This is a genomic window from Nocardiopsis coralliicola (assembly GCF_054779695.1).
Window position 1 is genome coordinate 160,730 of the sequence record NZ_BAAGXT010000009.1, and the last position, 11,425, is coordinate 172,154.

The 11,425-nt window shown below is 70.0% G+C and carries 8 protein-coding genes and 1 pseudogene; 6 read left to right on the forward strand and 3 right to left on the reverse strand.

The window, feature by feature from the left end:
• Positions 1-40: 40 nt before the first annotated feature.
• Both ACYVGT_RS09745 and ACYVGT_RS09750 read right to left on the reverse strand, forming a co-directional pair.
• Positions 41-4,207, reverse strand: coding sequence for an nSTAND1 domain-containing NTPase (locus ACYVGT_RS09745; RefSeq protein WP_460856207.1), 4,167 nt, complete (start codon positions 4,205-4,207; stop codon positions 41-43).
• A 729-nt stretch (positions 4,208-4,936) separates the two neighbouring features.
• Positions 4,937-5,446: a hypothetical protein gene (locus tag ACYVGT_RS09750; protein ID WP_460856210.1), complete on the reverse strand. Its 510-nt coding sequence runs from the start codon at positions 5,444-5,446 to the stop codon at positions 4,937-4,939.
• Positions 5,447-6,208: 762 nt separating this feature from the next.
• On the opposite strand from ACYVGT_RS09750, the gene ACYVGT_RS09755 reads away from it, so the two are divergent.
• The 5 genes from ACYVGT_RS09755 to ACYVGT_RS09775 all read left to right on the forward strand — a co-directional run bounded on the left by ACYVGT_RS09755 (position 6,209) and on the right by ACYVGT_RS09775 (position 9,844).
• On the forward strand, positions 6,209-6,571 hold the full coding sequence (locus ACYVGT_RS09755; protein WP_460856212.1) for an iron chaperone: 363 nt from the start codon (positions 6,209-6,211) through the stop codon (positions 6,569-6,571).
• Positions 6,572-6,862: 291 nt separating this feature from the next.
• Positions 6,863-7,840, forward strand: a complete 978-nt coding sequence (locus ACYVGT_RS09760; RefSeq protein WP_460856215.1) for a phosphotransferase family protein — start codon at positions 6,863-6,865, stop codon at positions 7,838-7,840.
• A gap of 446 nt (positions 7,841-8,286) precedes the next feature.
• A complete protein-coding gene (locus ACYVGT_RS09765) occupies positions 8,287-8,931 on the forward strand; it encodes a CHAP domain-containing protein (protein ID WP_460856218.1) in 645 nt (214 codons plus the stop codon).
• A 601-nt stretch (positions 8,932-9,532) separates the two neighbouring features.
• Positions 9,533-9,673 carry a hypothetical protein gene (locus tag ACYVGT_RS09770; protein ID WP_460856220.1) on the forward strand — a complete coding sequence of 47 codons (141 nt, stop codon included), beginning with the start codon at positions 9,533-9,535 and terminating at the stop codon, positions 9,671-9,673.
• Between the two features lie 33 nt (positions 9,674-9,706).
• Positions 9,707-9,844, forward strand: coding sequence for a hypothetical protein (locus ACYVGT_RS09775; RefSeq protein WP_460856222.1), 138 nt, complete (start codon positions 9,707-9,709; stop codon positions 9,842-9,844).
• Positions 9,845-9,875: 31 nt separating this feature from the next.
• Here the strand turns inward: ACYVGT_RS09775 and ACYVGT_RS09780 are convergent, their stop codons facing one another.
• Entirely contained in the window at positions 9,876-10,031 is a 156-nt protein-coding gene (locus ACYVGT_RS09780) for a hypothetical protein (protein ID WP_460856224.1), read from the reverse strand.
• 839 nt (positions 10,032-10,870) lie between these two features.
• Between ACYVGT_RS09780 and ACYVGT_RS09785 the strand changes: the two are divergent.
• A pseudogene (locus ACYVGT_RS09785) lies at positions 10,871-11,425 on the forward strand (OmpA family protein); the annotation flags it as partial.

Genomic DNA, 11,425 nt, shown 5'->3' on the forward strand with positions numbered 1-11,425 from the left:
CGTCGGCCCGGGGCCGGCCCCGGCGGCCCGGAGGGGGACCTCACTCCTCGAACTCGCAGACGCCGTCGGCCTCGACCGCGGCGGGCAGATCGCTGCGCTCCTCCTCGGTCAGCTCCCGGTCGCCGGCCACCTGGCACACGTGCCGCATCCATTCCTGCGGGTCGAGGGAGTAGGTCTGCGCCCCGCCGTGCCGCCCCCGCACGAGCAGGGTCTGGGTATCGCCGTGCACCGCCAGGGGCTCGTTCGCCGACTCCGACGGCAGCTCGGCTCTCAGCAGCTCCTCACCGGAGTAGTCCCACATGCGCAGAGTGGTGTCGCCGTCCATCACCGCGATGACGCTCACGTCGCTGGCGAGCGAGGAGATCCCGAACCCGGTGAGCAGGGACTTCTCCCGCCGCGGTGCGTCACCGCCCAGGTCCCACAGGGACAGGTCCCACCCGTCGTTGTCGGTGAAGGTGTAGGCCAGTCCGCGGTCAGCCTCGTCCGGGGAATGGTGGAAGGCGATCAACGCGCCGCCGGAGGGCAGCGGGGTGGTGGCGGTCCGCTCGCCGGAGCGTGCGTCCCAGGTGGTGAGCGCGTCGTTGTCCGGGGAGACGGCACGGAAGAGCAGTCCCTCACCCGGGACAGGGTCTATCCGCAGGCGGGCCTTACCCCCCGCCGGGGAGTCGCCCTCGGGGACGGGGATGGTGAACTCGGGCCCGGCCGGGTCGCCGTCTGCCAGGTCGTAGGCGCGGGCGCGCCCGGAGTCCTGGACCACGAGCAGGTGCTCACGGTCGGCGGCGGACACCTGCGGGAGGGCCGATCCGGGCAGATCCAGGTCCCACAGGAGCCGCTGGTCGTTCATCGCGTGCACCTGCACACGCTCCTCACCGACGGCCACGATCCGTTCGTCGTCAGCGGTGGCGGCGAACGCGCCGGGCAGGTCTATCTCGCCGAGGCGTTCGGTGCCGTCGGGGGCCCAGACCTCCACGCCGTCACCGCGGACCGGTTCGTCCTGGCGCTGCTGGAAGGGGGCGCTCAGGTTGAGCACCCGGTCGCCGCCGGTGGTGAGGGTCAGCCCGAGGGTTTCGGGGCTGGCGGACATGCTGCGGGTGTCGACGGTGGAGATGCCGACCCCGTCGAAGGCGCCGTCGAAATGGGCTGTGCGCAGGACGCCGGGCCCAGCAGGTGCTGGAAACGCCGGTGTTCCCTTGCCGTACCCGGTGTCGACCGCTTCGACCTGGCCATTCTCGGCGTCCACGTAGGCCATGCCGTAGGCGGACGCGTCGGCGGTGAGGTAGCGGCCGTCCAGGCCCAGCCCCATGCCGATACTGCACCTCACCGGAGAGGTGTACTGGTCGGTGGGGCCGTCCTCGACGGGGCGGTGGACCTCGATCTCGGTCTCCGCGGCCTGGGCGCCGGCGAGGTCCTGCTCGTCGCAGGCCAGCAGCCGGGTCCCGTCCGGCCCATGGGAGAACATCGTGATGCGGTCCGAGATTCCGTCGTTCCCGAGCGCGGGGGCCTCCAGCCGGGTGCGGGCTCCGTCGGCGAACGCGACGGCCACCGGGCCGTCGTCTTCGGGCAGTCCGTCAGCGTAGAGGGTGTCCTCGGACAGGGCGAAGATGTTGTGTGTGCCCTCCTTCGGGGGTGCCGGGACCCGGAGCACCTCCTCGGGGCGCGGGCCGGTGGTGTGAACTGCCAGGTCGCCGCGCTCGGCGTCGTAGAACCCGACGTGTCCGCCGCTCGGCGAAAATTCGATCGCCTGCCACAGGGGTTCGTCGGAGCCCAGCGGCAGTTCGGCGATGGGGGCGCCGTCGGCGCCGTAGAGACGCACCCCGTCGGGGGTCTGCAGCGCGGTGCGGGACCCGTCCGGGGAGACTGCGCCGGCGAGCGCGGCGGTGCCGCTGAGCGCCTCTTCCTCGTACCCCTGGTCGGTGCGCCGCCACAGGTACATCCGGTCGTCCAGGTGGAGGCCCACCCGGTGCAGGTCCCGCGTCACCGTCGGGGAGGGCGCGTCACCGACGGCCATGCCGGGCGGGGTCATCAGCCGGTCCAGCGCCCGGGTGCGAAAGTAGGCGCGGGACAGGAGCTCGGTGGCGGCCCGGGTGGGGGCGGTGCGGTAGGCGGCGACCGACTTGAGGAGGGCGGTCTCGCCGTGCCGGAGGGCCTGGGCGAACTCAGCGGCCAGCTCCTGGGAGGCGGCGGCGCGCTCCTCCTGGCCCGCCTGGCGGCGCCAAGCCTCGGCCGCGACCGCGGCGACGAGGGCGAGCGCCACCAGGATGCTCAGCCCGGCCGCCCACTGCCGTTTGCGGGTGCGCCTCTGCGCTTCCTCCTCGGTCGAGGCGGCGAGGTAGCGGTGTTCGGCCGCGCCCAGGTAGTCCGGCCGTTCCTTCATCAACTCCTGCATGCGGGTCAACGTGGGGCCGCGAAGCAGCAGCGACTCCTCTTCGTCGGCCCGGGACCACCGGTCGGCATCGGCGTGCAGATCGTCACGGTGAATGAGCAGGGCCCGGTCGTCGTCGATCCAGGTGCTCAGGCGGCCCCAGTGGGCGATCACCGCGTCGTGGGTGAAGCGCACCACCGCCGCCTCGCCCCGCCCGTGCACGGCGAGAAGGCCGTCGGCAGCGGGCCGCCGCACCAGGTCGGCCTCGGCCCCACTGAGGTCGGAGAGGGGCACCGCGCGGCCGATGGGAGGGGCATCGCGCAGCACTCGGACCAGCCGCAGGAACAGGCGCCGGGCCACGTCCCGATCCGGCTCGCCGAGCCGTTCCCAGATCTGCTCGGCGTAGCCGTGCACGGCGCCGCGCAGACCCCCCACGCGCTCGTAGGCCCGGTGGTCGATGACTCCGTCGCGTCGTTCGTCCCACAGCCGGGCCAGGGTGAGCTGGAGCAGCGGCAGTGCGGGGGTGTCGGTGTCCCATTTCCGGGCGGCTTCGAGGAGGACCGGGAGGAGCCCGGGGCCAAGGGTCACCCCGGGTGGCAGGGGGCCCTCGACCACCCGGGCCACCTGCTCGTCGGTCATCGGCGGGACTTCGTGGCGCCGCCAGGCGACCGGGCCGCCCTCCTCATCCTGCACTCCGGCCGCGGCGGGGGCATGCCCGTCGGGGAGCCCGAGCCGGTCGCACACGGCCCCCAAGTGGTCCGAGCGCACCGCGAACAGGCAGCGCACCGGGCTCTCGGGGCGGGACGCGGCCGCGGCGAGCCGACGTAGCAGGTCCCGGTCGCGGGGGTCCTCCACCTCTTCGACCTGGTCCACGGCGACGAGGCGGACGCCGCCGTCATCGCCGCTGCCGTCTCCGCCGGAACCGTCGCCGTCCCCGCGCCGGACTGCCGCCTCCAGCTCGTCCCGGTGTCGGGACAGTTCGTCAGGGCGCACCAGCAGGCAGCGCTCGCGGACCGACTCGCCCAGCAAGGGCAGGACGCCGGCCATCAGTACCGAAGACTTGCCGGCGCCGGACGGCCCGGTCAGCAGGACGTTGCGGCGGCGTTCGTCCCAGTCGGCAGCGAGGGCGCGGGACAGCTCCGCGCGGCCGAAGAACAGGTGGGCGTGGGCGGCCTCGAAGGGGCGCAGCCCGCGGTAGGGCGTGGGGGGCACCGCGGCGCGGGCGGGCTCGGGGACGACCCGGGACAGGGCGAGGCCGCTGACGGCGAAACTGGTGCGCCGGTCGCGCGAGGGGTCGACCAGCGCGACCATACCGAGCACGCCCTGGTGCACGTCCGACCAGAGCGGGCCGCCGCTGAAGCCCTTGCCCACCCGCGTGCCCATGATGCGCTGGTCCTCGACCTGGAGCAGCCCGAGACCGGCCCGGCCCACGACGGTGCAGTTGGCCCAGGCGGCGAGGCCGCGGCCCAGGGGGAAGCCGCCGACACGCACGTCGCTTTGGGAGGCGTCGTCATCGGCGACGATCCGGACCGGCCTGGCCCCGCCGGGGACGGGGCCTCGGAGCCGGAGCACGGCCACGTCGGCGGGGTCGCCGGTGGCGCTGGATTCCAGGCGGACGACCTCGGCCGACACCTGGGCGCCGGCGTCGACCAGGGGGAAGGCGAGCAGGATTCGGTCCTCGGGCGAGATGCGCGCGTCCTCGGGGCGGCCCAGCGCCCGTGATACGACGTGCGCACAGGTCAGCACAGTCGATTCGGACACCAGGAACCCTGATCCGACCGATGATTCCGGAGCGCCCGCGCGGCGGACGCTGACGAGCGCCGCCTCCACCGGAGCGATGGCCACGTCGGCCCTCCTCGGTCGTCGGCAGCCCAGTGACGGTCCCCGGGGGACTTGGCCGGGCCGAGTGGTCTCTGGTCCCCTGTCGGCGCACGTATTGCTGATTCGCCGCCGTTCCGATCCGCCCTCGGAACACAGCGCCGCCAGATTAGTGTGGGTTCGGGACGATGCGCAGGCCCATCCCGCTATTGCTTCACTTCGCCGCCACCGCCCGGGCATCGGAGGCATCCGAGAGGAACGCAGGTGATTACCGGCGCCTGACGGATTCGCCGGTGGAGCCGCCACTCCTCCCGCGCACTCCAGCCGCTTGCCCGGCCTCAGCGGGCCCACCACCATGCGGGGAACCCCGAAGCCGCCCCGCTCACCCTGGCCGCCGACCGCCGTCCGCGACCGGAACCCCCGGCAAGTGCCCACCGGAGCAGGAGAGGGTCCGGGGCGTCCTACGGAACCGGTGCCGTTCGACACCGCCAGTACCTGCGGAGGTCCCTTCGCCCTCTCCCACCACTTCGACCGATCAGGGGGCGCGGCGACGGCCGGGCCGGGCCGCGAGGCCGCCGCGGTCACGCCAGCAGCGGCACTCGCGCCCTGGGCTCCCGGACCGCTGCTCCTCGGACCCGATGCGCGACGTGAAGAAGAGCTGCGGCGTCACGAGGAGAAAGAGAGGAAGCTGAGACCACTCGGCCGACCGCGCCTTCCCACGCACTTCGCCCCCACCCCGGGTTCGGAATCAGATCCTTAATCGGAGTCGGACTCCTTCTGCCTCGGCCCCCCTTCAACGTCATCGAGTTCCGCACCCAACGTCGCAACCAGGACTCTATACCGCGCTCCCGCCTTCACGGCCTTTACCGAAACCGCGGCAAATGCCACCATGAGAGCCAATACGGCAGTCATGCCACTCGCAAACCAAGAGGAAATTTCCCCAAAGAATCCTTCAAGCTCGAACTCGAAGACCACCTCGACAACTATCCACGCCGCCGCGAGGGCTGCACCGATGACCAGAACTTCGATCCCGAGCTTTCTACTCAATCGAATTGTTTCGATCTGCTGGTCCAGCTGCTCCGCGTAGTAGTTGTAGCGGGTCTTCAGCGACCCGTTGATCAGAATGTCTTCCTCAACGATGTCGTGGACGGCCTTCGAATGCCCTCGCCTAAATCCAGTCAGGTAGGCGATGACCGCGCCGGCAATTGATCCAAGGGCTCCTGCCGCCGTCCAGAAGCCGCTCCACTCGATGCCGCTGAGATCCAAGGTCACTCCGTGTTGCCCAGTGGGGGTCCCGCAGAGAATATCGAGACTCAGCCCCTTTGGATACGGGAGCAGCCAGTAACCACCGGGGCCCTTGTCCCTCTGTTCGGCCTGTTCCCTCCCCGAGGGCGCCATCTCAGCGGCTTCTGAACCAGGATGAAGGGATTGCACGATGCGCAGACCAGCTCGAACGGGCGGGTGCCGTTCCCCGAAAACAGACGTGGAGCTCCGGGCAGAAGCGAGATTGCGAACCCTTCCGAGCTAGGCCGATAGGCACCACTGGCGGGCACCGGAGGTCGGAGGCCCTGCACCCCTCACGTGGACACGGAGTCCGAGTACAGCGCCGACGGCTGACCGCCAGGTGCGCGGACCGGAAGTGGGCACCCGCCGAGGACGAGACACCGGAGCCTCGGAGCACTCATCGCCGGCGCCAGCGCCGCGGCAGCCATCGGCGCCGGCCTCGTCTACATGACCCGCCGCCGCACTCCCGCGGAACCCTCCCCAGACTCGATCGGGCAGGAGAAGCCGCCCCGCCCGTGGACGGCGGGCCGGGCCCTGCGGCCCAACCCGCGCGGCCCGGAGCCATCCGGGCCTGCGCCGCAACCGCATGCAGACCGTGAGGGACGCGCCGGGAAGTATCACCACGAGCCTCCACCACCGTGGGGTTCGCCAGGGCAGGAAGCGGGAACGCCCGCGAAGACGCGGAGATCGTGCGACCCGAATCTGCCGGTGCTGAACGCTGATCACCCGGAGAGGACCAGAGCGATGAATCAGAAGGCGGCGAGCATCGACGAGTACCTGGAGGGGGTTGATCCAGCGTTCCGGACGGAACTCGAAAGGATTCGCGCGCTCGTGGCCGAACTGGTGCCGAGTGCCGAAGAATCGATCAGCTACCGCATGCCGACGCTGAAGTACAAGAACCGCGCCCTGGTGTATTTCACTGCTTCAAAGAAGCATATGAGCTTCTTCCCATCGTCCTGGGCGATCGAGGAGTACAAGGACCGCCTAGCGGACTACACGACTTCAGAACACGCGATTCGGTTCACGCTGGAGAAGCCGCTGCCCGCCGATCTGATCAGGGACCTCGTTCGGTTCCACGTACGCCAGATCGACGCCGGCCGGCACTGACCACGCTCCGTGGGCGGCCCGTGGGCCTGGAGAACTCCGCCGTGGACCACCGCCCCGGCCCAGACGTGCGACCGCGCGGATGGGGCCGGCCGCTCCGGCCACTCGACTCCCCTCAGGCCGGCACCCCCGCCACGCAGACTCAAGCACAGATCCACCCGCGCCGACCGGCGCCAGCGCCGAACCGGCCACAGCCATCAGCAGCCGCTACGAGCAACTCCGCGGGGTCGTGCTGGAATGCAGGGCGCCGCTCCGCACGGATCAGCGCCAGCACGGCTGTGGAAAAGTACGCGTATGACGCCAGAACCGAGCGCCGACGCCCATCCGCTCGACCAGTTTCGCGACCCGTCCGACGCGGCATACGTCCGAGGCTTGGCCGCCGTGGTGGCAGCCCGCTACGGCGGCGATCTCACCCGGATGCGGCGGGCGAACGGGTACTCGAACGCGACGTGGGTCGGGGGCGGCATCGCCGTGCGGATCGCGCAGACACCCGTCGGTATGGCACGCGAGGCCGCGCTCGTGCGTGCTCTGCCAAGCGGGGTCGGGCACCCGGAGCTGCTTGGGGAGGGCACAGCCGAGGGCCACGGCTGGTTCGTGACCGCGGAGGTTCACGGCCAGAACCTGCACGAGGCGTGGCCGGCGCTGGCACCCACGGAGCAGCAGCAGGCGATCCGCCAGCTGTGGGTTCGGACCAATACCGTGCACGGAGCGACCCCGTCTCTCCGACCGCATGTCGCATCGCACGGGGGTTTCGTGCCTGCCACGCTCGGCGACGCCGCCGCGGCGGCTCGGCGCGCCGACGCTGCACTCAGTCTGTCCAGCGCCCACCGATCGCGGCTCCACGAAGTCATCGAGGGGTACTTCCGGGCTGCGCCCCTGGTTGAGCAGGTCGTCAACCACGGCGACCTCGCCCTGATGAACGCCCTGTGGGACGGCGAGGTCACCGCCCTGCTGGACTTTGAGTTCGCTGTGCTCGGCCCGGCCGAGATCGACCTCTGCCGGCTGGTGTGCGAGGCCCGCGTATCCGAAGAAGGCCAGCGCGTTGATTCGGCAGCAGGCACTGCCGCACTGGAGATCGCCGCCCGTCACATGGATCCGGTTCATGGCCCCGCCCTCATCCACGGCGCCGCTGCCCTCGACCAGCTCCGCGACCTCGACCTCTGGCTCGCCAACGGCACCGCCGAAGAGCAGCCCGAGGACTGGCGCCCATGCCGCCTGCTCAAAGACCTCCTCAACGCCGAGGGCGGCTATCTCGCACCGCTACTCAGGTAGCCAACCCGTACCCACTGCACGAGGGTGGCATCGTGGCGAGCCGGCTGGCCGTGCATGCCGGCCCCTCCACGGGCGCGGCGGCTCCCGCGCAGGCGGGAATGGAATCTGCCATTGCCGAGTCGGCGATAAGATAACTCCAGCCCCGCCGATCTGTGGCCCATTACTACTGGGCCCCTGGACCCCAATTCCTGAACCCGGGGCCCAATCGCCTGGGCCCCTGGACCCTTTTTCTGGCCTCTCGATGGCAGTCTCGGGAATCACCGATTGCACGACGAGGAGTTATTACGCACAGTCTTTAGGCACATCGCAGCCCTCTTCCCCGAACCCTCTCAGGGGTCCTTGACCGCACTGGACGGCAATGCAACCTTGGATCCACATCGCCCCCCATAAGGGTGCCGGACCAACGAGAGCACCGCACTCTGGGTGGCCCGACGCAGGGACGTGAGATGACGGCACGAGCAAACAGAACCGGCGGCGAACTCAGTAGACGGACCGTGCTGACCGGAGTGGGTGCAGGCGTCCTGGCTGCCGGTTTCGGATTGAGCGCAGCCCCCGCTGCCGCCGGCCCCAGCGCCAGCAGCAAGCAGGCTGCGGCAGTGCTGGATATCGCCGACGCAGAGGTGGGCCAGGCCGGCGAACCCAAGGGGTACTCGAAGTACAACTACGCATCCAATTGGAAATCCAGCATGTCCAGCGACCACCATGCTGCATGGTGCGCCATGTTCCTTTCCTGGTGCTTCGATCAGCAATGGGGTGCGGCGGCTACGAAACGCGCGGTCGGCTACCAGGGCGGCCATTCGTATCCGACCGGGTGGTCCGCGACCTGGCTGTGGCGCGACTACCTCCGGTCCAATGACCAATGGGTCGGCTGGGAGGCGGCCCAACCCGGCGACCTGGTGTTCTTCAAATTCGGCAGCAACGGCAACCCGACCGATCACGTGGGAATGGTGGCGGACCCGCACTCCACGAACACGTACACCCTCATCGAGGGCAATGTCCCCGGCGATGACAAGCGTGTCGTGAAGTACAGGGAATACACGCGGAACAGCTACCTGATTGCCGTCTACCGTCCACTCTGGAGCGCAATCTGACGAACCGGGGCGTCCCTACGCCGCCCACGGCCGCCGGTGCCACTCAAGCAGGAAATGACCGATGCGACTTCAGGAATGGCGGTGTGTCAGGCGCCGGGACACGTGGTGTGCGGCGCCAGGTGGGCGACCACGCTGGTGACGATCGATGACCGTGGCGGCAGTGCCTCGAAAGCTGCTGGACGTCCACCACTGGTAGTTCTTTGTGCGCTGCGCGCCCACCACCGTCCAGCCGCGGCTCTCGCAGGCCGTGCCCCGTTGCGGTCGGCGAGGAAGTTGCGGCCGACGTCCGATCACCTGTTGCCGCCCGTGCGGAAGTCTGGATCTGGCGCGGCGTCTGCGATCCGGGGCCGGCCCAATAGTTCAGCGACGCCTCGGGGCGGCTGCCCCACCCGGCGGTTTGCCGACTGCGGGATGTCCGCGCTCGCCATCCGGAGCGCGAGACGATGCGGACCATAGATGTCCTCCCTGGCTATAGGTGGGCCACCCGGCGCGGTGGCCGGGGCTTTTCGGTCGGTGGCGGTTCGCCGGTGACCACATCCGGGCATTGCGTCAGCACCCGGCGTGAGCGCACAGTGGGCGGCACCCAAGAGAGGGAGCCCTCATGGCGCCAGCACTGCAGGTAGAGGACCGGATCAGCCCGACCCGCGACGAACCCGACGAAGGACCCAACCCAAACGAGTTCGACGGCCCCCCGGAACCCGACGATGACGAGGCCACCGACGACGGGCCCGACTGGGCATAGACGACCCCAGCATCGCGGAGGAAGGAAGCCCTCATGGCGCCAGCACTACAGATAGAAGACAAGCTCGGCCCGACCCGCGACGAACCGGACGAGCAGGGGCCGGCCCCCGACGAAATCGAGGCCCCGGAGCCGGACGACGAGCCGGCCGACGACGGGCCCGACTGGGCGTAGACGCACCCCAAACACCGTGGCCGGGGATCGGTCAGTGGCTGGCGGGGGGGGCGCCGGTGGGGCCGAACTGGGCGCAGTCCCCGCCGGCGCGCCGGTACAGCTCGCTGGTGTGCATGAGCTGGTCGCGGTACCACCACGCGCGGCGCTGCGCCCGTTCGGGGCCGCGGTGCCGCGCCAGCGTGCGCACAGCGACACGGCAAGCGCGGTGTGCAGGACAGCCAGCCCAGTGCGGGTGAGGGGCTGGCCGACGGTCGCCCACAGCGCCACAGCCCAGACTCGAAGTGGCTCTCCCACGCAGGCGGGAATGGACCGTAGACGCTCTTCTGACGCTCCTCCTTCTTCACGTGACTCCTGCGCAAGCGGGATGGACCGGCGTCGAGCTTGTCGAAGGCGTTGGGCCACAGGCGACTCCCGCGAACCCGGGAAGGAGCCCTTCAGGCTGCAGGCGTCGATGTGAAGCAAGGCTTTGGAACCGACGAACTCGTCGGCCGGCACCTGGCACTTTCCGTGCCCGACAGCCTCGCCACCGGCGGCGGGTCGTATCGAACGGTGGCCATATGGGGCGGGACAGCACGAATTGAAGAGCCAAGTGCCACTGGGCAGGGCGGGCCGCGATTCGCTCAGGAGGCGTGTCCAGGGAACCACTCCCCTGAACTCGGGCGTCCAACCCAACTAGCAGGGCCCCCAGACTAACTTCACCCCGCCCGAGGCCGCGCTGCAACCGCCCCCCTGAGCTGCGAAGGAGCCTGCACGGTGCATCGACCCGCCGGATCCAAGCAATCACGTCCCACAACATCCTCGCGGCGTTCCTCCACCCGACAGCGTCGCGCTGGGTCTGCCGTAGTGGCGCTCGTGCTCAGCGCTACTGGGTGTGGCCTGTTCGGTGCAGATCCCGAGCCACACGGGGAGGGCGAGCAGAAGGGCAGTGAGCCCGAGGGAGGCTATGTCCGGGAGGGTTTCGTCGGCAGTTGGAGCGCTTCCCTTCGCGCGCGGATCGAGGTGACGGAGCTCGCGCAGGTAGACGGTATGACACGGTTGACCATTGAGTACACCAACCTCGAAGACCGCACGATCGACACCGGCGCCTACGACAACCCCATGGACGCGCACTGGCTGCGCATCATCGACCCGGTGCAACAGCTGCGCTACCGGCCTTACGCAGATCTGGGCGCTGACATCTCCGGCTTCTACCGCGAGGAGCTGTGGCAGCCCGGCGTGACCTACGAGCTCGTCGTGTTCTTCCCCGAGTTGCGCGGCGATCCCGAGCGGGTCACCGTCGAAGGGCCGGGCGGAACCGGCGAATACACCGGTGTCCCCGTCACCGACGGCCAGGAGCGCGACTTCCCCTCGGAGCTGCCCGAGGCCGAAGAGCGCGAAGAGGGCTGGCCGGAGGAGGGGGAAACGGTGACGGTCCCCGTGGCCCAGGGGCGCCCGGAGGCCGATGAAGAGGAGCACGTCAACGAGCTGGTCTCGACGACCGAGAGCGTGGTCGGCGAGCGGGAGGCCGACTCCGACCAGGAGACCGTGGCCCTGCGGGCCGACGTCCTGTTCGAGTTCGACGAGGCCGAGCTGACCGACGAC